This window comes from Pseudomonas brassicacearum, assembly GCF_000585995.1.
GTDB classification, from domain to species: Bacteria; Pseudomonadota; Gammaproteobacteria; order Pseudomonadales; family Pseudomonadaceae; genus Aquipseudomonas; species Aquipseudomonas brassicacearum_A.
On record NZ_CP007410.1, the window covers coordinates 2,381,365 to 2,407,414 of the forward strand.

A 26,050-nucleotide genomic window follows, 5' to 3' on the forward strand; every position below is an offset into this window, starting at 1 on the left:
GCAAAGAGGTCAACTTGCCCAATCCTGGCTGCGTCCTTGCGGGTTACTGATCAAAAGGGATAGTGATGGCTTCCGGGCTGCCAAGTGACCCAATGGGCGCGGGTGAATTCGTCCAAGGCGTAGTGACCATTGAAGCGTCCAAGGCCGGAATTCTTTTCACCGCCGAAGGGAGCATTGGGTTGGTCATCGACCGTGATGTCGTTGATGTGGGTCATGCCTGCCACAATGCCACGGGCGAAGTTCAAGCCACGGGCCATGTCGCGGGTGAACACCGCGCTGGACAGGCCATATTCACTGGCGTTCGCCAACGCCAGGGCATGATCTTCGTTCTCTGCGATCAGCAGCGGCAACAAGGGGCCGAACGTTTCATCGCGGGCCAGTTCCTGATCGGCCCCCACTTCACCGAACACATGGGCAGGCAGCACCAGCCCGGCTGCCTGGCCGCCACACAGCTGGTTGAGGCCGGCGCTTGCGGCTGCATCGATTTTACGCAGCAGGCCGTCGAGCTGGCTCTGATTGACCACCGGCCCGATCACCGTGTCGGCCTTGGCCGGGTCGCCGGTCTTGAGATTGCGCACGCGCTCCACCACCAATGCCGCGAAATCGGCATACAGCGAGCGGTCGACGATCACCCGGTTGACGCTCATGCAGATCTGCCCTTGGTGCAGGAAGCGTCCGACCACCGCGGCATGGGCGGCAATTTCGATATCCGCATCATCCAGGACCACCAGCGGAGCGTTGCCACCCAGCTCGAGCGCGACGCGCTTGATGTGTTTGCCGCCGGTTGCAATGCGCCCGACATTACGTCCCACATCCGTCGAACCGGTGAAGGAAATCAGGCTCGGTACGGGATGCGCGACGAAGGCGTCGCCAATCTCCGAACCTGCGCCTACCACGACATTGAGCGAACCCTGCGGGAAGCCGGCTTCTTCGAACAGATGGGCTATCAGCAGGCCGCCGGTCACCGCCGTGTCGCTGGCAGGCTTGAGCACGATTGTATTGCCCAGCGCGAGGGCCGGTACGACCGAGCGCATGCTCAGGTAGAGCGGGAAGTTCCACGGGCTGATCACGCCCACTACACCCAGCGGTTCGCGAAAGACAAAACTCTGTTCTCCGGGCTTGTAGCTCGTGAGGATCCGTCCCTCGACCTGCATCGGCATGGCTGCGCACTCGCGCACCAGGTTCAGCGTGAATTGCCATTCCATGCTGGCCTTGATCCGGGTGCTGCCAGACTCTCGAATCAGCCAGCCGATGATTTCCTCACGGCGGTGCTGGATGACGTGGGCGAGTTTCTCCAGTTGCGTGCTGCGCTGTGTTGGATGCAGGCGAGCCCACGCCGTTTGCGCTTGGTGGGCAGCCTGATAGGCGTCATCGAGATCGGCAATCGAGGCCAGCGGCATTTCCAGCAGTTGTTCGCCATTGAACGGGTTGCGGTCGTCCAGGCGTCGCGCGGAACGCCCGGCACGCCAGGCGCCGTTAATGTATTGGTCGCCGTTGATGGCGTAGGGGGTGAGCTGTTGAGTGGTCATGGTCTTACCTTTGGCGGCAGGTGATTGCGTCGTTCAGGAAGTGGAGGGTGCCAACACTGCAAGTGCTCAGCTCCTGATCCAGGCCCGTCCCCAGGAGTTGAGCGTGTATTCCTCCTGGGGCCAGACGCCGGGTTGACGCGAGGCATCGGTGACTTCGAGCTCGGCCGAGAACTCCAGGCGGTTGCGATCGGCATCGACCACCATGAAGAACAAGTTGTTGCCCGGCCCATGTCGGCCAGGGCCGAAGAAGAGGGTGATGCGTTCCCTGGCGAAGCGATCGCCCCAGTCACGGATGTCGTTCCATTCGTTGGTTTCGTAACAGTGGTGATCCCACTCGTTTTTCGAACCGCGGAAAAACGCCAACGTATGATGTTCATCGTCCGAGCGCAGGAAACACGTCATGAGCTGGCCAGTCTGCTCATCCACGACATTGTCCGAAACAGTAAAGCCCACCGTGTTGACGTAGAAATCGATCATGGCCTCCAGCTCGGTGGTCTGGAACACCACGTGCTGCAGACGGCCGGGCATGCCTTGGTGGGGATGGCGTTCGGTGTGAGATACGCCAAATATCGTCTGCCGCCCTTGAGGGTCACGGACCACGAAAGCCCCCGGTTCGAGCAACGGCGAGTCGATGTCTTCGACAGCGCAGCCGCTCTCGATCAGACGCGCTCGCAACGCGCCCAGTCGAGACGGGTTACCCAGGTCAAAGGCCGCCGCGAGCAGGCCGCTATGATCGGCGGGAGACACGAGCATGGCGCGTTGCGGGCCGCTGAGTATCCAGCTGCCATCGGCCTGCGCCAGGCTGTCCATGTCCAGCATCCGCCGATAGAAATCGATTTGCCGTTGCGCATCCTTGCTTGCCAGGTGCAGGTAGCACAGGCGTGCAGGTGTGGACGTCTGGAGTGTTTGCATAACCACCTCTGTGCTTGAAGGTTCAGTGAAAGACGGGCGCGATGACCGACTCGATTCCGCTGCCTCTCGTCGCGGCAATACCGAACAGCGACTGCAGCGATTCGGCGGCCTCTGTCTCGGTGGCCTTGTCGAAAATGGCGGCGATGTAGCGATCAGGGCGCAGCAGCAAAAACCTGTTTGAATCGCCCAGTATTTCCTTGAGCAAACCCTGCCGGTCCTGGAGCACCGTGCAACCCGAAATCGAAGGCATGGCCGGGATGTTCCCGGGAAGAACCAGGATGCGTTTGGCTTCAAGGTGGCTCCAAAAACCATGCTTGAGCTCATCGACACGTTGGCGGGCAGGATCGCCGTATTGAATCAAGGCGAAGCCGGCGCCGAGGGCTTCGTCGAGCAGGCATTCATGGCCATGGGCATCGGTGAGCAGCGGTTGCGGGAACATCTGTCCGCAGGACAATTTCCCTGCTTCGCCCTTGGCCAATACCAGGCCCTTGGTGAAGCGAGGTTTAGGCTTGAAACGCATGTGCAGGAAATAGTCTCGCAACGGTGGCAACAGGCCGATCACGGCGAATGCGGCGCTGATCAGGCGTGCACGAAGGACGGTGGCCGGGGCCATGACCACACCGAGGTTCAAGGCTAACTTGATCAAGGCCCACGCATGATCGCGACGTTCGCTTTCGTACGACAGCAGGGCGGTTGCGGCCATTTTTCCCTTCAATACGCCGATCAGCTTCCAGCCCAGGTTATGGGCATCGCGAACACCGCTGTTCATGCCCTGTCCGGCGTAGGGCGGGGTCAAGTGCGCGGCATCGCCGGCGAGAAACACGCGGTCTACCTGCCACCGCTCGGCGACCCGGGCGTGGAAGGTGTAGACGGTCTTGCGCACGATGGACACCGGCGTGTCACCCTTGAACGGGCGTAGCAGCGCCTGCAGGCACGTGTCGCTGAGCACGTGCTCATCGGTTTCGTCCGGCTTGAGGAGAAACTCGAACCGGCGAGTACGGTGAGGGCCAGGCACTTCAACCACGGGGCGCCTGGCATCGCAATACACACGGGTTTGCCAGAACGGGTCGTCATCCTGGTCGGTGTCGACCACCAGCCAGCGCGAGGAGAAGCTCGAACCGACCATCTCGATCCCGAGTTGCTTGCGCACCGGGCTGCGGCCGCCGTCGCAGGCCACGAGGTAGGTGGCGTTGACTTCCATCAGTTCGCCATCGGCGTCACGTATCAGCGCGCGCACACCGTGGTGGTCTTGATGAAACTCCAACAACTCGTGGCAAAAGCGTGCCTTGAGACTGGCAAAGCGTTCCAGGCCGGTCTTGAGCGTGGCCTCGAAAAGCGGCTGGCGAAACGCGTTACGCTTGGGGAACCCGTACAGCTTGCCGGTCGGCTCGACTTTGCCAAAGCAGCGGCCGCCGGGCCGGGTGAAATAGTGCACGCCGTAGCCGGGCACCACGTCCTTGAGGACGGCCTGGTCCAGACCGATGGCCTGCATGGTGCGCAAGGATTCGTCATCGATCGAAACGGCCCGGGGCTCGGCCACGGTGCTCGGTTTGCGATCGATGATCAGGGTGTCCACGCCGGCCTGGCCGAGCAGGTTGGCCAGGGTCAGTCCGGTAGGTCCGGCACCGATGATCAATACCTGGGTGCTGATACTGTTGAGGGTTGTCATTGTTATTCCCTTGCGGATGGCTCAGCCCAGTGGCTTGGGGCGGTTGGCGAGCGCAGCCATGCGCTGTGACAGGTCCTGCGCCAGGGCAAGGATCTGCTGTCCTTGTTCCTCTTCCTGGGCACTGTCACGTTCTCCAATCGGGCGAACGCAACTGATGCTGCCGACGACCTTGCCGTCGCCGTCGAAGATCGGCGCGGCGAGGCCATAGACGCCGGGGTCGACTTCGCCTGCACTGGCCACATAGCCCTGGCGCCGCAACTGCTGCAGCGCGCGACGAAACTGCTCCCAGGTCTGGCCAAGGCTGCTGGCGCGCACCTCATCGGGGTGGTCCAGGAACAGTTGGCTGTGTTGGCGCGAGGTCATGTTGGCGAGGATTGCCTTGGACGTCGCCCCCAGGAACAAAGGCCTGGGTGAGCCGCGGGAGTAACTGACCTCACGGAACAAATCGCCGTGCTGATGAATGCACACGACCTGGTCCTTGAACAGTCGGCAGATCAGCCAGACCTGCTGCTCGCTCCACTGCGGCAGATTCGGCTCCAGCGATTGCGCGGCGCGCACGAGGGGGTCGCTCAGGCGCAACTGGCGGTCCCAGGTGATGATCCGGGCGCCCAGGGCATAACGACCGGCTTCGACCTGGAACAACAGGTTGGCCTCGGCCAGTTCACGCACGTAGCGGTAGATCGTCGAGCGGGTAAAACCCAAGGCACCGCCCATGTCGTCGACGGCCCAGATCGGGTTCTCTTCGGTGAACAGGTCGAGTACCCGCAGCATGCGCTCCAGGCTCGAGCCTTTGCTGTCGGCTTCCTGTTCTGGCAGTTGTTCAGAGGCGTGTAGATTGTCCATGGTTTATCGCTCGTCCACGATGCTGTTGCGCAGGGTGCCAATGCGAGCAATCTCGATCTCGACTTCATCACCTGGCTTCATCCACACCGGCGGCTCACGGAACGCGCCGACGCCGCCAGTGGTACCGGTCACAATGACGTCTCCAGGGGCCAGTTCGGTAAAGGTGGAGCAGTACTCGATCAGCTGGCGCACATCGAAAATCATGTCGCTGGTGCGGGTGTGCTGCATCACTTCGCCATTCAGGCGGGTGGTCAGTTCCAGGTCCTGCGGGTCGCCTATTTCATCGGCGGTCACCAGCCAAGGGCCGAAGCCACCGGTGTTCGGGAAGTTCTTGCCCGGTACGAACTGAATGGTGTGCTTCTGCCAGTCGCGGACACTGCCGTCGTTGTAGCAGGCGTAACCGGCGACATAGTCCAGCGCGTCGGCGTGTTTGACGTGACGCGCCGTTTTACCGATCACCACCGCCAGCTCGCCTTCGAAATCAAGTTTGTGGGAAGCCTTGGGGCGGACGATGGGTTGCAGGTGCGCCGTCTGGCTGTCGGCGAAGCGGGTAAAGATCATGGGGTAGGTCGGCATCTCACGACCGGTTTCGCGCACGTGAGTGGCGTAGTTGATGCCGATGCACAGCACTTTGCCCGGGTTCGGGATCACCGGCAGGAATGTCACTTCAGCCAACGGGATGCGCGGCAGGTTCGCCAGGATCACCGGGGTCAGTTCGCCCAGGCGGTGGTTGGCGACGGCTTGCTTGAGATCGTTGCCAACGGTTGGCTTGATCGATTCCAGATCAATCACGTGTTCGCCTTCGATGACGCCGTAGGTGCTACGACCTTGAACAATAAAGCTGGCGAGTTTCATGGAGTCTCCTTGGTAGAGAGGGTGCATGCGCACGGGATGCAATGAGGATTAATCTAGTCTTGCAATTAAATCCTGTAAAGTAGGATTTATACAAAAATCCTAAAATACGGAATTTATGTTTATTTCGGCATGGCGGGATCTTTAGTGAATCATTTGGCATGAGGAACGAGTGAGGATGACGCAGGCGGCCATCCGCACGGGGCGCGGATGGCTATGGGGTGTCAGAAGTGGGAAAGGGAGGGATTTGTGCCTGTCAGGAACCCGGCGCCCAGCATCCATGCAGCGACATGCGCATCCGGAAGGGAATCCTGATTCGGGCAATGGGACCACTCGCCATGTCCCGAGAGTCCAGCACTACGAGTTCACTGCGCTCCTCTGCGATGAGGTTGAGCAGTGCAACGACATAGCCATCGGCTTCCTCGGCGTCAGCAGAGCGCGGAATGAAGATAGGTTCCTGGAAGCAGCCGCTGTCGCCCGGAAACCAGGCGTCCGAGAGGCCTGTCTTCAGGTTCAAGTGGACCAGCAGGTTGAAAAACTGAAAGGGTATCGGCCCATTCGCCGGGTTATAGGGACGCTCCGGGTCAAAGGCGAGCAGGAAACCGTGCGCGTACTGTCGACCGATGTAGCGGTCATCGCACCTTGGAAACTCGCAGGGGTAGTCCGTCAGTGGCTGCGGTTCGACCTCGTCCCTGCCACTGTTCAGGTCGAAGGTCCAGCGCATCAGGCAGGCCGCCAGGGTTTCCGGCGGTGGTACATGACCATCCGCCTGGGGGAAGAAATAGAAGATGTTCCCACCGGTAACCGGCATGTCGACGTAAACCTTGCCGTCCTCATCGAACGCATTGAGCGTGTGCCCCTGGAAACCGTCCATGGGCCCTTTGAACCAACGCACGTCTTGCGCCCGCCCGTTACGGGGCACAACGGCGAAAAGCTGAGGCAGATCGGGTTGCCATTGGAAATGCGGCCCGCCGTTTTTCATGCGCTCGACGTCAACCGTCAGCGGAATCAGCGGGAATACGACGTACCGTTCGGTCGCCGCGAAATCATGCACCATGGCCGCATAAGGGGCCTGGAACCAGATCTCGTGCAGCAGCTTTCCGTCCGGCGAGAGCTCGAAATACACCAGGTCAGGCGTGCCGTCGCCCTTGGCCTCATAGCTGAAGGCCAAGAGGTTGCCCGTTGCCGGGTCAAGCTTGGGGTGAGCGGTGAACGTCGCTGATTTGATCTGCCCGTCAAATGTCCATTCGCCGAGGGTCTCCAGGGTTTCGAGGTCCATCGCCCAGGGCAGGGCATCTTCCTTGAGTGCCAGCAGGACGCCGTTGTGAGGGATGACGGAGGTGTTGGCGGTGGTGTTGTTCTTCGCCGCGAGCGAGTCGTTGGTGAAGGCATTTCGATAGACGCCATTGAGCGAGCGACCCTCCCGGCGTTGGGCCAGCAAGCGATCCGTCTGCACGTAGCGGCGTCGCAGCGAGACCTTGCCGTTGGCAAAGTGGAAGCCGCTGACCATGCCGTCACCGTTGAAGAAGATATCGGTGCCCAGCATGGGCGGGTACTGCGGGTCCGGTGCGACCTGATAAAAAGTGCCATGGATCGAGGCGGGAAGAACGCCTTCAATCTCGAGGTCGAACACCTCTGCTTCTATGCGGCTGGGTTTGTAGAGCGCGCCGGAAAACTCAGGGGTTTGTGGAAAAGGAATACTCATCGGGTTATCTCATCACTGTGCGGTTTCGTTCATGTTCACGCCGATTGCGGGGACATTGCCGGCCCGGAAGGCTTCACGCCACGGCGAAAGCGGGTCACCACCAGGCACGAGATAATCAAGGCTAGCAAATAGGCTGAAGCGGCCAGCCAGCCGACCGCGCGGAAGTGCCCCTCACCGACGACCAGTGCGGCGCCAAACGGGCCGAGCCCTTGGCCGATGAAAATGGCAGCGTTACCCAGGCCCGCCAGGCGGCCGGAAGGGTCCATTTCGGCAGCCATGGAAAGCAGGTATGGCAGGCTGAAAAACCAGACCATATGGATCAGGCAGGCCGTGGTGACAAAAGCGATGGGGCTGGTGCCATAGACCATGATCAAGGTCGCCAGCAATGCGGTGCCGAAGCTCAACAGTTGCGGAAACAGCAAGCCCAGGCGCCGTCCGATCAGCCCGGCCAGGCCTGCGCCAAGGGCGCCGGCAAGGATGCTGCCCCCCAGGATGCCACCAATCTGCTGCGGCTCCAGGCCGATACTCTTGCCGATGCGTTCCTGATAGACCCACAAGGCGGAGTGCCCGAAAAACAGCAGCGCAAACAGCAGGATCAACAGCAAGGCCGTGAGGCCGAACGGCGGGATCGAACCGGCAGCGTTGCGATGTGCTTCAGGGTAGCGCTTGGGTACCCTCCAGCAACCCAGCGCCGCGAGCACGCTGGTGATCGCCAGGAGGGAAAACGCACCATTCACACCGAACGCTTGAAGGATCAACGGCATCGAGGTCACCAGCAGCATGCCCCACAGCAGGTTGCCGATGTTGATGACTGCGAAGGTTGCATCCTTGGACGTGCGCAGGGCGGCAGTGGCGTAGACGACCGCCATGACCGCGCCGCCGCTGGCGCCGCAGACCATTCTGGAAATGACCAGCCCGGCCTGGCTGTGCAGTTGTGTGCTGACCAGGTTGCCCACGGCCAGGATCAACAAGGCCACCAAGGCGAAGCGGCGCCGGTCGACATTCACCATGAACAGCGCGCAGACACCGCAAGCGATGGCCATCGCCATGAGTTCGGCGGCGAAAATGGCGCCTATCGCATTGAGCGGCAGGCCGAGTTGGTCGATCAAGGCACCGCCCAGGATTGGCTGGATCTGTAGGGTTCCCAGGGAAATGACCATCATCAGGCAGATGGCGCCCAGTGATTTTTTGCTGTCGATGGCGTCGAGCGCGTTCATGAAGCATCACCTCGAGTAAAGGGGCCCGCTCATGCGTGAGCAGGCGCACACGTCAATCAGAATTTGTGAACGTAACGGACCTGCACCTGGTAATCCGCCCGGGAGCGATTTTCGACGCTGGTTTCCTTATAGGTGTTCAGCCAGAAGGCTTTGTCTTCGGTGATTTTCCAGAACAGGCCCGGGCCAATGCCCAGGACCTTTTCCCGGGAGTGGGTCATGGTGTTTCCGTTCACCTTGTCATCCGAGATCTGCCTGAAGTAGTAGCCGTTGAGGCCCACCGAGACGTTCGGGAATACCTCGTACGAGGCGGTGAAGTTGGCCCACGCCGACTGCCCTGATTGGGTGTCGCGTACGGATTGTCCTTCAAAGAACTGCGCCGAACTGCTCGCGGGATCGTCGTTCTTGAAGTTGTACAGGTAATTCAGTCTCCAACTCACCTCCCAGCGAGGTGCCGGCATCCAGGTCGCTGCCCAGTAGGGGTTCAGGGAGAAGTAATTGGAGCCTGGGTTCAGGTCTTTATGTTTGTCGTATTTACCCGTCGGCAGGATGGTGTCGAAAGCCATGCGCTGCACGAAAATCGGCCTGCCGGTAGCGTCGACAATCGGATCGAACTGGACCTGAGGTCCAACCGTGACGTCGCCCAGGCCGGTGGCGTTATCCTTGAGCTTGACGCCGTTGTCACCGAAGTCGCCGTCCAGGGAAACGACCGGCACCAGTAGACTCCAGCCCAGGTGTGCGCCCCCTCCGATAGTGTCCGCTGAGTAATAGCTCAGTTGATTGATCATCGTGATGACGTTGATCTTCGGATCATCAAAGGCGCCGTTTTTCTTACCCCCGTTGGTCCTGATGCTGCTGGCGGTGCTGAATTTCAAATAGGTCTGATGAGTCAGTCCGGGCGGCCCCGCAAAACCGTCGTAGAAGCTGGTGCCGCCCAGGTTGATACCACTGGGCTGACTCACCGAAGGTGGAGGCGGGCCATCGGCTGCATGGACGGCAAATGAGGCGAAACTGAGTGCCAGGCACGCTGGCAGGGATTTGGTCAGACTCATCGAAGTGGCTCTATTCTTGGAATTGTGAGCGGGGTAGCTTCCCCTGGCACTTCGACTTTAGTTCCCGCGGGTGGGTGATGCTTGAGCGCAGCGGCCAGAGTTGACTGGGAGCGCCAGGAGGAGGGAGCGGTGACGCATCGTCTGACTGGACCCCGACCTTGGGCTCCAGTGACACCCAAGTTAAAGATCAAGGACCAGGTCAGACGTGGGCTTGCTGCAGCACAGCAGGCGCAGGCCTTTGTCGATTTCCCGCTGGCGGATACCACCGTTGTGATTCATCTCTACCGTCCCGTGCAGCAGGGCGGTCTTGCAGGTGCCACACACCCCTTGGCTGCAGGAGGAGGGCACGATTGCGCCGGCTTTCCTGGCGGCGGCCAGCACGGTCTGGTTGCCCGCCATGCTGAACGTCTTGCCCGAGCGCGACAGGGTCACCGTGAACACGTCCTGTCGGGCGAGGGATGGGACTGGCTCAATCAACGGCTCCTCATTCAGTGCAGCAATGTCGAAGCTTTCCTGATGATAACGGTCGAAATCGAACGCAGCTTCCCGGAGCAGTGACTGGATGGCCGCCATGTACCCCTGAGGCCCGCAGGTAAAAACTTCGCGCTCCTGGAAGTCGGGCACTTGCTGGCTCAACAAGGACACATCGAGCCGACCTATCGGTTGCGCCCATTGGGCGGTTTCGCCTAGCCCTTCGCAAATACTGATGACCCGCAGCCCCGGCATCGTGGCCTGCATGCGTTGCAGTTCGTCGTGGAAGATGATGTCGGCCGGTGTACGGGCGCTGTGGACAAACACGATGTCGAGGTTGCCGGCCATGTCGCAGGCGGCCCGGGTCATCGACATCAAGGGCGTCACGCCAGAGCCGGCGGATAGGTACAACAGTTTTTTGGCCGGAAGACCAACCGGGGTGAAGCTGCCCGCCGGGCCGCTGGCGCGCAGGCTGTCTCCCGGTTTGAGGTGGTCATGCAGCCAGTTCGACACCGGTCCCCCTGGCACTCGCTTGACGGTAATGGAAATCGCGAAGGGGCGCGTGGGTGAGGACGACAGGGTGTAGCAGCGAGCGACGGTCTGCCCCGCGATGATCGGCGAAACAGTGATGAATTGACCCGGCTCGAAACTCAGGGCGCTGAAGTCCGCACAGCGAAAGATGAACGTCTTTACATCGTGGGTTTCCTGATGCACAGCGCAACATTGCAGGGTTTTCTGTTCAGCGCTGCTCCATTGCGTGCCGAACGCGCCCCAGGTCATCGGGTCGGTAAACCGCCGGGCGGCGTTCGTGTTGTCCGGGCATGTCAGCTCTTCATAGCGGCTCATGTTCATTCCTCACACACCGTGGGCGGCCAGACGTGCGGCGTACCAGCGCGAGAACTGGTCGACATAGGTTTCGGTGAAAGCCGAGAACGGCCCCGGTGTGTAAGCCGGGTCTTGCGTCCCGCTATGGGTAATGCCGACGAGGCTGGCGTCCTGGAGGTTGGTCGCGGCCCAGACTTCGGTCAGTTTATCGATCTGGTAATCAACGCCCTCGATGGCATCGGCGTGCACCAGCCATTTGGTCCGTACCAGGGTTTTGTCCGGCGCCAGAGGGATGATGTAGGAGACTACGGCATGGTCACTCATGACGTGCGTCCACGAGTTGTGGGTCCACAGATGCATGTCGCCCAAATCGCGGCGGGTGAGGTCGCCAAACAACCGGGTGCAGGCCACGCGGGTATCCAGGGTCTGGGATTCACCGTTGCCGGCAATGGCCAGGCGCTGGGAGCGAAATTGCGTCACCGCGTCCTCACCCAGGTGTTCGACGGCGTCGCAGATATAACCTTCGCGCTCCCAGTTGGCCTTGGTCTCGGCGTTGTGGCGGTGATATTCCTCCAGTGCCAGCAGTGAATCCTCCCCGAGCCCATCGGTGCAGAATCCGAAATCTTCGGGCAGGAACGAAGCGGTCAGTTCAGGGTGAGTGGCGGCGCAGTGGTAACACTCGCGATTGTTCTCGATCACCAACTTCCAATTGCCGTTCTCGATGATCTCCGACTCGTGGGCGATCTTTGAATGGGTGATGTCATATTGTGCGAAACGCGGTGTCATGACCTGATCCAGGTACAGGACGTCTGCGGGCGGTTCGTCCCCCAGGCAGACAAAGACATGGGTGCCGATGACGCGGGTATGAACAGGGATCAGGCTTTTGCAGGTGGGATCGAAGTGTTGCCCCATGTGTGCCGCATGCTTCAGGCTGCCAGCCAGGTCGTAGGTCCATTGATGATAGGGGCAGACCAGCATGCCCACCGTTGACTTGCCGGGCTGTTTCAAACGCGCCCCGCGGTGACGGCAGACATTATGAAAAGCCTGCACCTGCTCGTCGTCATCGCGGACCAGGAAGATAGAGGACTTGCCGATATCGAGAGTAGAAACATCACCGGGTTCGGGAATATCGGAAGTCACGCCGACCAGAATCCAATGTTTGCTGAAAAAGATATCCAGGTCAGTTTCAAAAATATCTTGTCGACCAAACAAGCCGCCCGGCATGCCATGTCCGGGTGTGCGATCGGCCAGCAGTTCACGATGGGTTTTCACGGTACGGGTCATTATTGATCTCGTTCAACTGATCGCCGGCAAGGGGCGGCAGAGACAGTATTGAAAGGTCAAATAATCCCGTCAACGCGCTTTATTTTCACCCTCGCATAACTCTTTGTTATGCGAAAAATTGAGCAATTAACCCGATAACTATCAGTGGGTTAGATAACTGTCGTCGCGCAGCCAATCCACTAATGCATCAGACAAGGCCTCAGGTTTTCGACCCGTTGGAATGACCATGTAATAGGCGTCTTTTGGCTTGATGGAGTAGGGCGTTATTCGGATTAACTCACCGCTATTGAGGCGGTGCGCGATCAACCGACTCCACCCCAGTGCAATGCCATGGCCTTGGATGGCCGCCTGGATTGCATCGTTGTAAGAACTGCAGCGAAAGGAGTAAGTCAGTTTGGGGCGCAGATCACCAAGTTCTCGACACCAACGATTCCAGGTCATCCAGCCTTCCAGGGTTGAATCCGAGTCAATCAGCGCGGTGTCCAGAAAATCATTGATCGATGAAGGGGCTGGGTTGGCGGCGAGCCAGGCTGGCGAGCAAACGGGAAAGACCTCTTCATCGAACAGGAAAAGCGAACGTCCGTCCTCCCATTTTCCATCACCAAAACGGATACCTAGGTCGATATCGTCCCGGTATGAGCCCGGCGAGGGCTGCTGCGTCATCAGTCGCAACTTCAGTTTCGGTTGAAGGGTGCGTAGCGCGCTCAACCTGGGAAGAATCCGCAAATGTGAAAACGCTTCCGTGCACGCAATGGTGATCTCTTGTTCACCGATGCCCTCGCAAATCCTGTCGAACACACTGGCCATTCGATGAATGGATTCGGCGACGACCAAGTGGAGGATGTAGCCCTCGTGAGTGAGCTTGATTGATCGATGGAGCCGGTGAAACAGCTTGGTCTCCAGGGTATCTTCCAGCAACCGGATCTGCTTGCTGACGGCCGCCTGGGTCACGCCCAGCTCCTGGGCGGCCAGGGTAAAACTGGCCAGCCGCGCCACGGCTTCAAATTCCAGCAAAGCCGTCATGGACGGTATCAACCGGCGATAGCCTTTGACCTTTTTGTCGATATCGCCGGATTGCATCGGTGCGCTCCAAGGCTTTGGGTGAATCAATCAAGCCACCGAGGTCTGCCGGAGGAGCGGTTGATCCAGGCACACCTTGCTGACACACTCTTTTGTGCTTTCGGTTCAGGCGTTGTTGTCATCCATAAGCGCTTTCCCGATCAATAGAAGGTGGCGTCTAGGTTTAGGGTGCTCGGTCAGGACACGCAAGTCAACGAAATGTACTCTGATGTACATTAAAGGTTCGTAGGCGTACATTAAAGCCAGGTTTTTGAGAAGGTGAAGCGAGATGTCCCAGTTAGGGAAGGCACGTGGTAAGGCCCAGGACACGGGTTGGCGTGGGTCGCCGGAGGGTTGGCTGGAGGCCGCCTATGATGCCCTGAAGGAGTCGGGTATCGATGCCGTCCGGGTCATGCCGCTTGCCAAGCGCCTGGGCTTGTCCCGTACCAGCTTCTACTGGTTCTTCGAGGATCGCGAACAACTGCTGGCGGCCTTGCTTTCACGCTGGCGGGAGACCAACACGGGAGGCTTGATCCGCCAAAGCGAAAGCTATGCCGAAAGCATCTCCGAGGCGATCCTGAATGTGTTCGAGTGCTGGCTCAATCCGCAGCTGTTCGACTCGCAATTTGAATTCGCGGTACGCAGTTGGGCGTTGCAGTCGGCTGAGGTCGCTCAAGAGGTTGCGACCGTGGACGAACAGCGGATGACCGCTCTGGCGAACATGTTCAAGCGTTTTGGCTACGACAGCCCGAGTGCCGATACGCGGGCCCGGACGATCTATCTGACCCAGATCGGCTACATCACCATGAACACCACCGAGTTGATCACCGTGCGCTTCCAGCGCATTCCCCATTACGTGAGCATTTTCACCGGGAAAGTCCCCAAGCAGCGTGAGCTGGATCGTTTCTACGGCAAGTTTGGCTACGCCGAAGTCGAGCCTGGGGTTTTCGTGCCCTTGACGGACACGTTTGAAGGTGTTGCCGATGGGGCATGAAACCCTCGGCATCATTGGCGGAACCGGCTGGCTGGGCGGCGCGATCGCCAAGGCCGTGCTGGCCAAGGCATTGCTGCCAGCGGGCAGCCTGGTCATCTCCAACCGCTCGGGCAGTCATCCGCTGGCGCAACAAGGTGCCTGCCTGGTGACGGATAACCAGGCGTTGGTGGATCGCAGCGACATCGTGATCCTTGCGGTGCGACCCGAGCATTTCGCCAGCCTGGACATCAAGACGACTGGCAAAACGATTATCTCCCTGATGGCCGGGATCAAGGCGCAGACGATCATGACGCAGACCTCGGCCGTGGCGGTCGTGCGGGCGATGCCCAACGCGGCGGTGGAAATCGAGCAGTCCTTCACGCCTTGGTATTGTGTTGGAGAGGTAGAGGCGACAACGAGAAGCTTCGTGCAGCGCCTGTTCGAATGCGTGGGCACGGCAGCCGAAGTTCTAGAAGAGGACTTCATTGACTACCTCTCGGCGCTCTCAGGCACCGGTCCGGCTTTTCCTGCCTTGCTGATGACAGCGCTGGCCAATCAGGCGATGGCTGCCGGCATTCCTTCTGACATCGCACAGCTTGCGGCGAAGAACGTCGTGGTAAACAGCAGCCAATTGTTGGCCAACCATGACGCTCAGCAGATGCTCGATGCCTTGGTGGCCTATCGGGGCGTGACGGCCGCCGCTTTGCAGGCGATGACCCAGAGTCATTTCGAAGAGCAGATCGGCAGGGCGTTGCAAGCAGGGGCGGCGGTGGCCCGCAAGGGGCTCCAAGCCTGATCAATCGAAGCCCTTCTACAGAGGGGCTTCGATAGCATCGTATTTATTCAGCCTTGAAGCAGTAAACGGCCAGCTTGTTCCCATCCTTCAGATGTCTTTGAGCAACCGCAGCGCATCGTAGATGGCCGCGTGGGTATTGCGCGCCGACACGGCGTCGCCGATCCGGAACAGTTGGAAGCGGCCTTCAGGGTTGGTCACAATATTCTGGGTTTTCCCCGCGATCAGATTGTGCTGTTCGACCGCGCCGTTGTTGCTCGAGTGCGGGCGCAGGTCGAAGTACAAGTCGTCCAGGGGGAGGGTGCCGTGGTTGACCACGACCTGATCGACCACTCGCTGCTTGTGCACCTGGCCATAATCGCTACCGAAGTTGGCCACCAACTGGCCGTTGCGCTGTTCTACGGAGTCGACCCGATAGGTGACCGTGAAGGTGACGTTAAGGTCTTGCAGGCTGCGCATGTAAGGCACCAGGTTCATCGCCATCACCTCGGGTGCGAACGACCGGTCCGGCGTGACGATCTCCAGTTTTGCACCGCTGTTGGCGATGACCTCGGCCGCCTGTAGCGCCGCGTGGTCGCCCGCGTCGTCGAAGATCAGCACGTTCTTGCCGGGTTTGACGTCGCCGGAAATGATGTCCCAGGTGGAGACCACCAGTTCGTTGCCTTGCTTGAGTACCTCTGTATGGGGCAAGCCACCCGTGGCGACGATCACCACGTCCGGTTCCTGCGCCAATACCGTCTCGGCCTCGGCCCAGGTGTTGAAGTGGAACTTCACACCCAGCCGTTCGCATTGCGCCATGCGCCAATCGATGATGCTGATCATCTCGCGGCGCCGCTCGCTCTGGGCCGTCAAGCGGATCTGCCCACCTGGCTGATCCGCCACTTCGAACACCGTGACGTCGTGGCCGCGTTCACCGGCGACTCGTGCTGCCTCCAGGCCCGCCGGGCCGGTGCCGATCACCACCACCTTGCGCTTGACCAGTGCCTTGGGAACTTCGTGGGGCATGGTGGTTTCGCGCCCGGTCGCGGCGTTGTGAATGCAATACGCGGCGCCGCCCTGGTAGATGCGGTCCAGGCAATAGTTGGCGCCGACGCAGGGACGGATGTCTTCTTCGCGCTTTTCGATGATCTTGCGCACGATGTGCGGATCGGTCATGTGCGCCCGGGTCATGCCGATCATGTCCACCTTGCCGGAGGCGATGGCGTGGCGTGCCGTGGCCACGTCGGGAATCTTCGCCGCATGGAAGGTCGGGAAGCCGGTAGCCGAGCGGATTTCGCCGGCAAAATCCAGGTGTGGCGAGTTGCGCATGCCCTGGATCGGAATCACGTCGGTGAGGCCAGCGTCGGTGTCGATGTGGCCGCGGACCACGTTGAGAAAGTCGACTAGGCCGCTGTCCTTGAGCATGTGGGAAACCTGGAGGCCGTCTTTGGCACCGAAGCCACCCGGTAACTCTTCGTCGCCGGTGTAGCGGACCCCGAGCAGGAAATCTTCGCCACAGCGCTGGCGGATACCGCGCAACACATCAAAAGTGAAGCGCAGGCGGTTTTCCAACGAGCCGCCGTAGGGGCCGTCGAGGTCATTGGTCAAAGGCGACCAGAACTGGTCCATGAGGTGCCCGTAAGCCTGCAGCTCCAGGCCATCAAGACCGGCCGCCTTCATGCGTTCGGCGGCATCGACGTAGTCCTTGATGATGCGATCGATGTCCCAGTCTTCCATCTTTTTCGGAAACGACCGGTGGGACGCTTCGCGGCGATGGGAAGGCGATACCACCGGCAGCCAGTCGGCCTTGTCCCAGCGCGTGCGCCGGCCCAGGTGGGTCAGTTGAATCATCACCGCCGCGCCGTGTTCGTGGCACTCGTCGGTGATGTCCTTCATCCATTTGACCACTTCATCCTTGTACGCCAGCACGTTGTTGAACACAGGTGGGCTGTCCCGGGAAACAGCGGCGGAGCCCGCGGTCATGGTCAGCGCCACCCCGGCCTTCGCGCGTTCAACGTGATAAGCGCGGTACAGATCCTTCGGCATGCCGTCGACAGGATACGCGGGCTCATGGGAGGTCGTCATGATCCGATTTTTGAGGGTCAGGTGCTTGATCTTATAGGGCTGCAGCAGAGGATCGCTGGACATGGTGTTGCGCTCCGGGAACAGAACATCAGGCTTGGTTTTGACATAACGGTATGTCGAATGTTCATGTGTGTCAACGAGTGTGACACAGGTGTACATTTTCCTTGCGTAGCAGAAAAACCAGGATTAACATCCAGTCGCACAGGAGGGGGCCGACGCGTCCGGTCGGGCGCTCCATGCATCGATCCATGGGTGTGAGGCGGCTGTGCAAAGCACTATTCGTTGCGGTAAACCACGGCATCGACCCGAATGTGAACGTCCGGGTGAAGGCTGACGGTTCAGACGTTGAGCTCAATGGTTGAATCATGCGCCGTCGAAGGGCGGGGGGAGGGCCTAACTCACTGAATAAATTGAATAATTACGTATAACTAGAACTTATCCATGCATAACATAAAATCCCCCTGAGTCGGTGATATCGCGTTGTTTTCATGAGGTGGATTTAATTCTTCTGCTGCCCTGCCAATAACTATTAATACAGTACGCGGAGATGCACCATGATGACGTTATCCAGTAAAACTTGTATCGGCTGGCTTGCAGGCTTGGCGATGGCCACCAGCAGCCTGATGGCTCATGCCGAGGAACCTGCGCCCATCCGTATTGGTTGGGTGAATTGGTCGGATACGGAAATCGCTGTAAAGCTGGCAGACACAGCGTTGCGAGAGCACCTCAAGCAACCGGTAAAACTGGTACTCGCCGACATTGGCATTCAGTTCCAGGCCCTGGCTAACGGCAATATCGATTTGATTCCGATGGTCTGGCTGCCGAACACGCACAAGTCGTTCTATGACAAATACCAAGACAAGCTCGAAGACCTCGGCGTTTTATATGAGGGGCGAATTGGTATGGCGGTGCCCACTTCCATTCCTACCAGTGAACTCGCCACCATCGAAGATCTCAATAAACCAGACGTGCGGGAGAAGTTGGGTGGCAAGATCCTGACTTCCGAAGTGGGTAACGGCCAATATAAGCTCACGGAAAAGGCCATCAAGGAATATAAACTCGATGGCTACAAGATGGTCGCCTCTTCAGAATCCGGAATGCTGAGCGAGCTGGATCGCAACCTCAAGCGTGACAAATGGGCTCTGATCAACGCCTGGAGCCCGCACTGGATGTTCGCCAAATGGCCCCTGCGCTACCTGGATGATCCGAAGCAGGTGTTTGGGGGGGCCGAGCAAATCCATGCGATTGCTCGCAAGGGTTTCAGTGCAGAGCATCCTGACGTTGCCCGGTTCTTCGCTAACTTCAAGATTCCCCCAGCTGACCTCGAGAAATTGATGGCCGCTGCCCGTGACAGCTCGGCCGACAAGGTCGTTGCAGAGTACTACGCCGCCAACAAGCCTCGCTTCGAGGCCATGTTTGGCAGTCAAACCGCCTCGGCGACAACCGCTCAGCAATGACCGTCGTTTTCCTATAGTTTTGCAGTTGAGTGCCCTTGACGAACAGTGAAGGGCGCCCGCTGTATCGATGAATCTTCAAGCGCTCCGGTGGCGCTGCGGGGATGTGTCGGGCAGTCTGTCATATCCTTCATCTGGCTCAGGAATGGCGTCGAAGACGATGATAAACAGTAGCGATCATTTATCGTTGGAGCGGGGGCTCAGCAGTAGCGGACAACGGCTTCAACGATCACTTCATGACGTGCTGTCAAACAGCATTTGCCATGGCATGCCGGATTCAATACAGGCGCATGCGGGCGCTCTGGACGAGGCCCAATGGGTTATCAAGAAACCGTTGGAAACGCCGCGTGGATTACCTGCGTTCCTGGAGCCCTATTTACCCCAGGCACTCGGCGCCGCGCTCAGGACCGATGAACATCTGGAGGCGCTGCTGGAGGCGTTAAGCGCGCTGCTGCCTCATGTCGCCTGGACCCATCGCCAGGCTCAGGCAGGCCAGGACGACAGGTTCGTGCAAAGGCATCGGCATGGAATGATCGCGGGCCCGGGAGGACTGTTTGAATGTTCCTCCCTGACCTTGGGATTGGCCCTCATGGCGCCTGATACCGACTATCCCTTCCACCAACATCCTCCGGCTGAGTTCTATCTCGTTCTTTCGCCAGGCGACTGGTATCGAGAGGACGTGGGTTGGTGGAGTCCCGGAGCAGGGGGCGTTGTCGTCAACCCTCCCTCCTGCATCCATGCAATGAGATCAACGCACGTTCCACTGTTGGCGCTGTGGGGGTTGATTCATTGACGTCGTGCCATCATTCAGAGGCTGAGTATGTCGGTAACCACCCGATGGCGGAGGCCAATAACGATGCGCACCGTGCATGAGGCCCCGCGGCCCCAACTCGGCATTCTCTTGTGCCTGCTTTCAATGCTGCTGTTTGCAAGCCAGGACGGCATCACCAAGGTGCTGGTCAAGGACCTCCCCGTCGCGCAGCTCGTCATGGTGCGCTATTGGGTATTCCTTGCGTTTGCTATTGGCTATAGCGTCTATCAAGGACGCCTGCGGGTTGCCTGTCGAAGCCAGCATCCTGTTCTCCAGATCCTCCGGGCGCTGATTGGAGTCGGTGAAAGCGCTTTGTTCGGGTTGGGGCTGCGTTACCTGGGAATGGCTGAGATGCATGCCTTGTATGCGGTCTTTCCTCTGATGACCCTGGCGTTGGCGGGAGCATTCCTGGGTGAGTCCATCGGCATTCGTCGATGGGTGGCTGCTGCCATCGGTTTCATGGGAACCTTGGTGATCCTGCGCCCAGGGACCGGTGTTTTCGAACTTGCCGCGCTGATTCCCCTGTTATCGGCCCTGGGTTTTGCAGTCTTCAGCGTGCTGACCCGGCGAATCAGCCGGGATGATTCCTTCGCGACAAACATGCTCTACATGGGATTTTTCGGGGCGATAGCCATCACGCTGTCAGGCCTGCCTGGATGGGTTTCTCCGAGCCCGGAGCAGTGGGGCCTGATTGTTGTGCTTTCCACGATAGGCATGGTGGCGCAGTTGCTCCTTCTCCAGGCGCTCAGATACGCGACGGCGGCGACCCTGCAACCCTTCAACTACACGCTATTGGTGTTTGCCACGTTCATCGGCCTGTTTGTATTCGGCGAATTGCCTGATACATGGACAGTCGTGGGAGCAGGGTTGGTGGTGACCGGTGGTCTGTTTGCGCTTAAGGCGAAAGGGTAGGGGACAGCACCCCGTCCGAGGCGTGTCAGCCGCTATGTGCTCAACGACTTGAAGGGATTTGAAAAAACGCCGTGACGAGTGTCATGGCGTTCTTGATGTTACGTGCAGAGGAGCCGTCCCTGGCCCTTTCAGGTGCAACAATCTAGAACTTGAACCGCCCCACCAACCCCTTGAGTTGCCCGGAAATATCGGTCAAACGCCCCGAACCGGTCTGTGCCGAGTGGGCAAACTCTTCCACCAACTGCGCATCGGCATGGATCTGCGCGATGTGCCTGTTGATGTCTTCGGCCACCTGGTGCTGCTCCTCGGCGGCCGTAGCGATCTGGGTGTTCTGGTCGCGGATCGAGTCCACCGAGTTGCGGATCTTGTCGAAACTGTCGCGGGCCTGTTGGATGCGCTCAACGCTGGTTTGCGACGTTTGCAGGCTGCCTTGCATCTGCAGGGTGACTTCCTGGGTACGCCGCGCGAGGTTGCCCAGCAGGCTGTCGATCTCACCCGTGGAGTCGGCGGTACGCCGGGCCAGGGCGCGGACTTCGTCGGCCACCACGGCAAACCCACGCCCCTGGTCACCGGCACGCGCCGCTTCGATGGCGGCGTTGAGGGCCAGCAGGTTGGTCTGTTCGGCAATCGAGCGAATGGTGTCGAGGATGGTGTTGATGTTCTTGCTGTCCTGCTCCAGCGCCTGCATGGTCTGGGTCGACTTTTGCAGATCCTCGCTCAGTCTCAGCACGCTGCCGGTGGCTTCGCCGATGTGCTGTTGCCCATCGTGCACATCGCGGTAGCCCTCGTCCGCACTGGTGGCGGCCTGGCTGCACGAGCGGGCCACTTCGTTGGCGGTGGCGACCATCTCGTTGAAGGCGGTGCTCACCAACTCTACCGCTTGACGCTGGCGCCCGGCGGCTTCGTTCATGTTTTGGGCCACTTCGCTGGTGTCGGCCGCCGCATTTTGCAGGTCCGAAGAGGCGCTGCCGATGCGCTGCACCAATTGCGCGATCATGCCCAGGAACTGGTTGAACCAGCTGGCCAGGGTGGCGGTTTCATCCTTGCCCTGCACCGTGAGTTTGCGGGTGAGATCACCTTCACCTTCGGCGATTTCCTGCAGGCCGTTGGCAACCCCGCGGATCGGCCGCACGATGACGCTGGCGAAACTGGCGCCGACGATGGCGAAGACCACGGCCAGCGCGGCCGCGATGGCGGCGATCAACCAGGTCAGGCTCGAGGCTTCGGCCATCACTTCGTCACGCTTGATCAGGCCGATGAAGCGCCAGCCCAGCCCTTTGGAGCTGACCACGTTGGCCATGTAGGGCACGCCGTCGATCTCGATCTGGGTCACGCCATCGCTGCTTTTGGCCAGCTCGGCATAGTTGGGGCCCAGGTCGGCCAGCGGCTTGAAGTTGTGCTTGGCATCGGCGGCGTCCACCAGGACGTTGCCGTTGGCTTCCACCAGCATCAGGTAGCCGCTTTCGCCCAGCTTGATGTTCTTGACCAGTTCGGTGAGTTGCTTGAGCGACACGTCCAGGCCTACAACGCCCACCAGCTTGCCGCTGGCGTCGGCAATCGTGTGTACGATCCCGATCAGCGATACGTCATCCGGTGCCCAGTAGTAGGCGTCAGTACGCACGTTGTTGCCGGGTGAGGCGATGGCCGCCTTGTACCATGGACGCACGCGTGGGTCGTAGTTGGAGATCTTGGGATCGTCAGGCCAACTGGCGTAGCCGCCATCGGCCAGCCCTACGGAGAGATAGGCTGTGGTTGGATGGCTCTTGGCGAATCTGTCAAAGATCTCCAAAAGCTGTTTGTTGTTTTCCGGCAGGGGAATCTGTGCGGCGTCGGCGCCGGAATAGTTTTTCAGGTCTTTGGCGGCGACGATACGCGGGTCCTTGGCAAAGAACTCGACGTTCTGGCTGATGCCATCGAAAAACTGCTTCATGCCATTGTCGATCTGGCGGATCTCACGACCGCTGCTGTCCAGGAAGTTGGCTTTGGCGGCGTCGCGCAGGTTCAATACGACGAGCACCGCCACCAGGATAACCGGGAGGCAGGCGATGGTCGCGAACGCCCATGTCAGCTTCTGTTTGATATTCATGACTTCTCCCGCAGGTATTTATAAGTGTTGGAACGGCGGAAACATTAGCGGTGAGCGTTGCGAATTCTGGAGGTGAAGCGCCCATGCCTACCTATAGCGTATCGACCAAGGCCCTATGTACTTTAGGTCGATCGGCTATTAGGGGATGCTGATCGACGGCGATGAGGCGATTGCAGACCACGTCGCTAATCTGGAAGATAGCGTCGACGGCTCTGCATCCGGTTGCCTTTTTCTCAACGCGTCGGCGTCAGGCAAGTCCTGATCGTTTTCCTGTATCAACGAGGCCCTATGCCAAGCGCATTCGAGAGCGTACTTAAAAACAAGAACATGGCTTATCGGCCACTCGGATCACCCGCTGCCGACCAGGCGCCAATCCGCGTTGCGTTTGTATTGATGGACAACTTTTCGATGATGTCCTTTACCGGCGCGGTGGACGCACTGGTCACCGCCAACCTGATGAGCGACATGCCCCTCTACGAGGTGTTGACGGTCGGGGCGTCGGGGTGTCAGGTGACGAGTGATCTGGGGATCGTCATTTCCGCTGATGTCGAACTGGCGCAGTTGCCGGAAAACCAGGACGTCCTGATCGTCGCCGGGGGCTTTCGCGTGAAGTTGCAAGGCCTGCCTTTGCTGCGGCGCAAGCTACGCGCCAATGCTGCGTCCGGGGCGATATTGGGGGGGCTGTGGAACGGTGTCTTTTTTGTCGCCGATGCCAACCTGCTCGATGGTTTCGAATGCGCCGTTCATCCAGAAAGCCGCGCCATGATGACGGAGATGTTTCCCCACGTGAAGGTTTCCAACCGGGCCTATGTCGTTGACCGGGAGCGGGTCAGTTGCGCCGGTGCGAACAGTTCGCTGCGCATGATGCTCCAGTTGATCAGCAAGACGGGAGGGCAGGCACTGGTGGGCGCCATCGAGGAGATTCTTCGGTGTGATGAGTCAGGCGATAATGCGACGGACTTGCCGCCGGTGTTCGTCGAGACGGACCCGACGCTGCCGGAAAGTCTCAAGCTGGCTCTGGAGCTGATGTGGCAAAACGTCGAGGAGCCCTTGACCATTGACGAGCTGGCAGCCTGCGTCAAGATTTCCAAGCGGCAGTTGGAACGGCGGTTCTGTAGTTTTCTCGGGGCGACCCCAACGCGTTATTACCTGGAACTGCGCCTGACGCGGGCGCGCCAGCTTATCCAGCAAACCAATCGTTCCGTGACGGAAATCGCCGTGGCGACGGGCTTCGTCAGCTCCCCGCACTTTCAGCGTCGTTTCCGGGATTTCTTCGGCGTTCCGCCAGGCAGTTATCGTTCCAAGCTTGAGCGCAAGCAAGCGTTGCAGTGAGAGCGGGTTTCCTGCGTTGCTGGGTCGCCAACGCAGCCAAGGGCCTGATCTCTCGATCAGGCCGCACGAACCCTTTGGATCATGTACAGAACGATACAACCGGTGGCACACAACCAGATAATCGAACCGGAAGCGGCGACGATCAATGTGAGGTCGGAGTCTTGTTCGACCATGCCCGGAACCGCATACCCGAACCAAAGCAGTGAGACTAGAACGTAAACCAGCAGCGACATCAGGAACTCGAATATCTTTTTTGCGTGCATGAATCTTCCCCACCCGCCAATGTTAGACGGGTATTTCAGGTGAACGGGTCAGGTTGCCTTTTTCTGTCTGCGCAGAAATAAAGGGTCTTGCAGTATTGGATGGCGAGTCGTCGCAGGGCGCGCCATCAAACACGAAGACATCCATGTCAGAGCACTTTGCTCTGTAGTGACCTTCGCTCCAAGCGCGAAAGGTAACGCCGCAGACTAGCGGCGTCGGGATCAGCTTTTGTCGTCTGGTTGTGCTTCAGGCGCCAGCTCATCGGGCTGCGAGGCGGTCAAGGTGGAGCCATTGCAGAGGACTTTCCCCACTTCGTCGGCTACCGTACCGTCGACGATTCGTCCCTGCATTTCGTCAAACTTGACGTTTTCCAGGTCCTCGATGCTGCTGTACATGCCCATGTGACGGACATTGCGTTTGGCGCAATCAAGTTCCAGTTTTGTGTAGCTGGTGAAATAGGATCCTGCTCTTCGTATGGTGGCCTGAATGGCGGAGCCACTCTCAGCAAACGAGACGATGGCGTATTCGGCATCCGAGTCGTCGTAGCTGTATTTGATTTTCTGAACGTCCGCTATGGCGCAGCCCGCTACGAAAAGTACCGCAACCGAAATAACCGTTTTCATGCATTCTTCCATGAATAAGCTGAAGCCAAGAGACGGGTGGCAAAGTGAGATCATTTTGCTCGGCTTGTAACATCGAGTCAACAATCAGCAGGACGCCATGAGCACTGTCAGTCAGAAAACCACCTGCTGAACGGAACTTTATAGACGACTTTGGCTCGCGTGCAACAAATGCACCTATGACAAACCGATCAGCGGCGGGTGGATCGCACGTGTGTGGGACCGGGATAAAAAAACCGATGCCCCTACAGGCATCGGTTTTCTAAGGTAGCTGGACCCCGCCTCATGGCATTTGCGGCAGTTCCTGCGGCCGCAAATCAAACACCAGTACCTCGGCATCCTGGCCGTTACTCAACGTCAGTGCTTGCTCCTCGCGTACTCGCACACCGTCACCTTCTTGTAGCGGTACACCATTGAGCTCGACACTGCCCCGGGCTACATGCACGTAGGCATAACGATCAGCTGCCAGGGTCAAGGTGGCGCTTTCTTGACCGTCGAACAGCCCGGCATAGACCCGTGCGTCCTGGCGTACCTGGAGCGAGCCCTCGGCGCCGTCCGGGGAAATGATCAACTGCAGGCGCCCGCGTTTTTGTTCGGCGCTGAAGTGCTCCTGTTGATAGCGCGGCGTGGCACCACTGACGTTGGGCACGATCCAGATTTGCAGGAAGTGCACCAATTCGTCGGCACTGTGATTGAACTCACTGTGGGCCACGCCACTGCCGGCACTCATCAATTGCACATCGCCTGGGCGAATCACCGAGCCCGTGCCCAGGGTGTCCTTATGCTCCAACGCGCCTTCGAGCACATAGGAGAAAATCTCCATGTCCCGATGAGGGTGTTGGCCGAAGCCCTTGGCGGCCGCGACTCGGTCGTCGTTGATGACCAACAGGTCGGAAAAGCCTTGTTCATTGACGTTGCGGTAGCTGGCGAAAGAAAACGTATGGAACGAGGTCAGCCAGCCGTGGCGGGCGATGCCGCGGTCCGAAGCTTTGCGAAGGGTCAGCATGGTCATTCTCCTGGTTCAGTGGGTGACGGCTGTGGCCGTTCACCGGGTTCAGAAGAAGGTTAATGGTTATCGAAGTATTCAATAAGGAGGTGGAAAACGAAAGACTGTCCGCTTTGAGTGGACAATGCTCAAATGTGACCAGCCGGCGCTTCGTTTCGCCATAATGCATGGGATGACTGATGCCCTCAATTAAACGACGACTCCTGTGGGAGCGAGCTTGCTCGCGATAGCGTCCGTTCAGCTTGCCTCAATGTCGTTTGACACTCCGCTATCGCGAGCAATCTCCCACGGGGTTTCATTCCAGGGTTTGGGTTGGCGAGCAT

Annotated in this window: 22 protein-coding genes and 1 pseudogene; 6 read left to right on the top strand and 17 right to left on the bottom strand. The window is 59.2% G+C overall.

Annotated elements, in window-relative coordinates:
- Window positions 1-50: 50 nt before the first annotated feature.
- From CD58_RS10410 to CD58_RS10460, 11 genes are all read right to left on the bottom strand, one after another.
- On the bottom strand, window positions 51-1,529 hold the full coding sequence (locus CD58_RS10410) for an aldehyde dehydrogenase family protein (RefSeq protein ID WP_025212946.1): 1,479 nt from the start codon (window positions 1,527-1,529) through the stop codon (window positions 51-53).
- A gap of 66 nt (window positions 1,530-1,595) precedes the next feature.
- Window positions 1,596-2,441, bottom strand: coding sequence for a VOC family protein (locus CD58_RS10415; RefSeq protein WP_025212947.1), 846 nt, complete (start codon window positions 2,439-2,441; stop codon window positions 1,596-1,598).
- A gap of 22 nt (window positions 2,442-2,463) precedes the next feature.
- Window positions 2,464-4,110: a bifunctional 3-(3-hydroxy-phenyl)propionate/3-hydroxycinnamic acid hydroxylase gene (locus CD58_RS10420; RefSeq protein ID WP_025212948.1), complete on the bottom strand. Its 1,647-nt coding sequence runs from the start codon at window positions 4,108-4,110 to the stop codon at window positions 2,464-2,466.
- 21 nt (window positions 4,111-4,131) lie between these two features.
- Complete coding sequence (locus tag CD58_RS10425) at window positions 4,132-4,953, bottom strand: IclR family transcriptional regulator (RefSeq protein ID WP_025212949.1); 822 nt, start codon at window positions 4,951-4,953, stop codon at window positions 4,132-4,134.
- Between the two features lie 3 nt (window positions 4,954-4,956).
- Window positions 4,957-5,808, bottom strand: coding sequence for a fumarylacetoacetate hydrolase family protein (locus tag CD58_RS10430; protein ID WP_025212950.1), 852 nt, complete (start codon window positions 5,806-5,808; stop codon window positions 4,957-4,959).
- Window positions 5,809-6,061: 253 nt separating this feature from the next.
- Window positions 6,062-7,510: a carotenoid oxygenase family protein gene (locus tag CD58_RS10435; protein ID WP_025212951.1), complete on the bottom strand. Its 1,449-nt coding sequence runs from the start codon at window positions 7,508-7,510 to the stop codon at window positions 6,062-6,064.
- A gap of 35 nt (window positions 7,511-7,545) precedes the next feature.
- Window positions 7,546-8,727, bottom strand: a complete 1,182-nt coding sequence (locus tag CD58_RS10440) for an MFS transporter (protein ID WP_025212952.1) — start codon at window positions 8,725-8,727, stop codon at window positions 7,546-7,548.
- A 56-nt stretch (window positions 8,728-8,783) separates the two neighbouring features.
- The gene (locus CD58_RS10445) at window positions 8,784-9,776 is read right to left on the bottom strand and encodes a SphA family protein (protein ID WP_025212953.1); all 993 of its coding nucleotides are present in this window, start codon (window positions 9,774-9,776) and stop codon (window positions 8,784-8,786) included.
- Between the two features lie 180 nt (window positions 9,777-9,956).
- Complete coding sequence (locus tag CD58_RS10450) at window positions 9,957-11,093, bottom strand: hybrid-cluster NAD(P)-dependent oxidoreductase (protein WP_025212954.1); 1,137 nt, start codon at window positions 11,091-11,093, stop codon at window positions 9,957-9,959.
- 9 nt (window positions 11,094-11,102) lie between these two features.
- A complete protein-coding gene (locus CD58_RS10455) occupies window positions 11,103-12,356 on the bottom strand; it encodes an aromatic ring-hydroxylating oxygenase subunit alpha (RefSeq protein ID WP_025212955.1) in 1,254 nt (417 codons plus the stop codon).
- A 141-nt stretch (window positions 12,357-12,497) separates the two neighbouring features.
- Window positions 12,498-13,436 carry a LysR substrate-binding domain-containing protein gene (locus CD58_RS10460; RefSeq protein WP_025212956.1) on the bottom strand — a complete coding sequence of 313 codons (939 nt, stop codon included), beginning with the start codon at window positions 13,434-13,436 and terminating at the stop codon, window positions 12,498-12,500.
- Between the two features lie 268 nt (window positions 13,437-13,704).
- On the opposite strand from CD58_RS10460, the gene CD58_RS10465 reads away from it, so the two are divergent.
- Complete coding sequence (locus CD58_RS10465; RefSeq protein WP_025212957.1) at window positions 13,705-14,409, top strand: TetR/AcrR family transcriptional regulator; 705 nt, start codon at window positions 13,705-13,707, stop codon at window positions 14,407-14,409.
- Window positions 14,399-15,184 carry a pyrroline-5-carboxylate reductase family protein gene (locus CD58_RS10470; protein ID WP_025212958.1) on the top strand — a complete coding sequence of 262 codons (786 nt, stop codon included), beginning with the start codon at window positions 14,399-14,401 and terminating at the stop codon, window positions 15,182-15,184. Before CD58_RS10465 ends, CD58_RS10470 begins: the two co-directional genes overlap by 11 nt.
- Before the next feature lie 87 nt (window positions 15,185-15,271).
- On the opposite strand, the gene CD58_RS10475 is transcribed toward CD58_RS10470, so the two are convergent.
- The gene (locus CD58_RS10475; RefSeq protein WP_025212959.1) at window positions 15,272-17,308 is read right to left on the bottom strand and encodes an NADH:flavin oxidoreductase; all 2,037 of its coding nucleotides are present in this window, start codon (window positions 17,306-17,308) and stop codon (window positions 15,272-15,274) included.
- A gap of 491 nt (window positions 17,309-17,799) precedes the next feature.
- Here CD58_RS10475 and CD58_RS10480 point away from each other — a divergent pair, with 491 nt between their 5' ends.
- The 3 genes from CD58_RS10480 to CD58_RS10490 all read left to right on the top strand — a co-directional run bounded on the left by CD58_RS10480 (window position 17,800) and on the right by CD58_RS10490 (window position 20,422).
- Window positions 17,800-18,702: a glycine betaine ABC transporter substrate-binding protein gene (locus CD58_RS10480; protein ID WP_025212960.1), complete on the top strand. Its 903-nt coding sequence runs from the start codon at window positions 17,800-17,802 to the stop codon at window positions 18,700-18,702.
- Between the two features lie 142 nt (window positions 18,703-18,844).
- Complete coding sequence (locus tag CD58_RS10485; RefSeq protein ID WP_025212961.1) at window positions 18,845-19,492, top strand: dimethylsulfonioproprionate lyase family protein; 648 nt, start codon at window positions 18,845-18,847, stop codon at window positions 19,490-19,492.
- Window positions 19,493-19,555: 63 nt separating this feature from the next.
- Window positions 19,556-20,422, top strand: a complete 867-nt coding sequence (locus CD58_RS10490) for a DMT family transporter (RefSeq protein WP_025212962.1) — start codon at window positions 19,556-19,558, stop codon at window positions 20,420-20,422.
- A gap of 142 nt (window positions 20,423-20,564) precedes the next feature.
- On the opposite strand, the gene CD58_RS31815 is transcribed toward CD58_RS10490, so the two are convergent.
- Entirely contained in the window at window positions 20,565-21,419 is an 855-nt protein-coding gene (locus CD58_RS31815) for a methyl-accepting chemotaxis protein (RefSeq protein ID WP_405045647.1), read from the bottom strand.
- Between the two features lie 6 nt (window positions 21,420-21,425).
- Window positions 21,426-22,508: pseudogene (locus tag CD58_RS31820) on the bottom strand (cache domain-containing protein); the annotation flags it as partial.
- A gap of 288 nt (window positions 22,509-22,796) precedes the next feature.
- Between CD58_RS31820 and CD58_RS10500 the strand changes: the two are divergent.
- On the top strand, window positions 22,797-23,840 hold the full coding sequence (locus tag CD58_RS10500) for a GlxA family transcriptional regulator (RefSeq protein WP_025212964.1): 1,044 nt from the start codon (window positions 22,797-22,799) through the stop codon (window positions 23,838-23,840).
- Window positions 23,841-23,896: 56 nt separating this feature from the next.
- Here CD58_RS10500 and CD58_RS10505 read toward each other — a convergent pair whose 3' ends face one another.
- The 3 genes from CD58_RS10505 to CD58_RS10515 all read right to left on the bottom strand — a co-directional run bounded on the left by CD58_RS10505 (window position 23,897) and on the right by CD58_RS10515 (window position 25,727).
- Window positions 23,897-24,103, bottom strand: a complete 207-nt coding sequence (locus CD58_RS10505; protein ID WP_025212965.1) for a hypothetical protein — start codon at window positions 24,101-24,103, stop codon at window positions 23,897-23,899.
- Window positions 24,104-24,322: 219 nt separating this feature from the next.
- A complete protein-coding gene (locus CD58_RS10510; protein WP_025212966.1) occupies window positions 24,323-24,724 on the bottom strand; it encodes a hypothetical protein in 402 nt (133 codons plus the stop codon).
- Between the two features lie 280 nt (window positions 24,725-25,004).
- Window positions 25,005-25,727, bottom strand: coding sequence for a pirin family protein (locus tag CD58_RS10515; RefSeq protein WP_025212967.1), 723 nt, complete (start codon window positions 25,725-25,727; stop codon window positions 25,005-25,007).
- Window positions 25,728-26,050 lie beyond the last annotated feature (323 nt).

Excerpts from the sequence above, each read along its gene's own strand:
- CD58_RS10410 (WP_025212946.1), bottom strand. The coding sequence starts at position 1,529 with ATGACCACTCAACAGCTCACCCCCTACGCCATCAACGGCGACCAATAC.
- CD58_RS10415 (WP_025212947.1), bottom strand. The coding sequence starts at position 2,441 with ATGCAAACACTCCAGACGTCCACACCTGCACGCCTGTGCTACCTGCAC.
- CD58_RS10420 (WP_025212948.1), bottom strand. The coding sequence starts at position 4,110 with ATGACAACCCTCAACAGTATCAGCACCCAGGTATTGATCATCGGTGCC.
- CD58_RS10425 (WP_025212949.1), bottom strand. The coding sequence starts at position 4,953 with ATGGACAATCTACACGCCTCTGAACAACTGCCAGAACAGGAAGCCGAC.
- CD58_RS10430 (WP_025212950.1), bottom strand. The coding sequence starts at position 5,808 with ATGAAACTCGCCAGCTTTATTGTTCAAGGTCGTAGCACCTACGGCGTC.
- CD58_RS10435 (WP_025212951.1), bottom strand. The coding sequence starts at position 7,510 with ATGAGTATTCCTTTTCCACAAACCCCTGAGTTTTCCGGCGCGCTCTAC.
- CD58_RS10440 (WP_025212952.1), bottom strand. The coding sequence starts at position 8,727 with ATGAACGCGCTCGACGCCATCGACAGCAAAAAATCACTGGGCGCCATC.
- CD58_RS10445 (WP_025212953.1), bottom strand. The coding sequence starts at position 9,776 with ATGAGTCTGACCAAATCCCTGCCAGCGTGCCTGGCACTCAGTTTCGCC.
- CD58_RS10450 (WP_025212954.1), bottom strand. The coding sequence starts at position 11,093 with ATGAGCCGCTATGAAGAGCTGACATGCCCGGACAACACGAACGCCGCC.
- CD58_RS10455 (WP_025212955.1), bottom strand. The coding sequence starts at position 12,356 with ATGACCCGTACCGTGAAAACCCATCGTGAACTGCTGGCCGATCGCACA.
- CD58_RS10460 (WP_025212956.1), bottom strand. The coding sequence starts at position 13,436 with ATGCAATCCGGCGATATCGACAAAAAGGTCAAAGGCTATCGCCGGTTG.
- CD58_RS10465 (WP_025212957.1), top strand. The coding sequence starts at position 13,705 with ATGTCCCAGTTAGGGAAGGCACGTGGTAAGGCCCAGGACACGGGTTGG.
- CD58_RS10470 (WP_025212958.1), top strand. The coding sequence starts at position 14,399 with ATGGGGCATGAAACCCTCGGCATCATTGGCGGAACCGGCTGGCTGGGC.
- CD58_RS10475 (WP_025212959.1), bottom strand. The coding sequence starts at position 17,308 with ATGTCCAGCGATCCTCTGCTGCAGCCCTATAAGATCAAGCACCTGACC.
- CD58_RS10480 (WP_025212960.1), top strand. The coding sequence starts at position 17,800 with ATGATGACGTTATCCAGTAAAACTTGTATCGGCTGGCTTGCAGGCTTG.
- CD58_RS10485 (WP_025212961.1), top strand. The coding sequence starts at position 18,845 with ATGGCGTCGAAGACGATGATAAACAGTAGCGATCATTTATCGTTGGAG.
- CD58_RS10490 (WP_025212962.1), top strand. The coding sequence starts at position 19,556 with ATGCGCACCGTGCATGAGGCCCCGCGGCCCCAACTCGGCATTCTCTTG.
- CD58_RS31815 (WP_405045647.1), bottom strand. The coding sequence starts at position 21,419 with ATGATCGCGCAATTGGTGCAGCGCATCGGCAGCGCCTCTTCGGACCTG.
- CD58_RS10500 (WP_025212964.1), top strand. The coding sequence starts at position 22,797 with ATGCCAAGCGCATTCGAGAGCGTACTTAAAAACAAGAACATGGCTTAT.
- CD58_RS10505 (WP_025212965.1), bottom strand. The coding sequence starts at position 24,103 with ATGCACGCAAAAAAGATATTCGAGTTCCTGATGTCGCTGCTGGTTTAC.
- CD58_RS10510 (WP_025212966.1), bottom strand. The coding sequence starts at position 24,724 with ATGAAAACGGTTATTTCGGTTGCGGTACTTTTCGTAGCGGGCTGCGCC.
- CD58_RS10515 (WP_025212967.1), bottom strand. The coding sequence starts at position 25,727 with ATGCTGACCCTTCGCAAAGCTTCGGACCGCGGCATCGCCCGCCACGGC.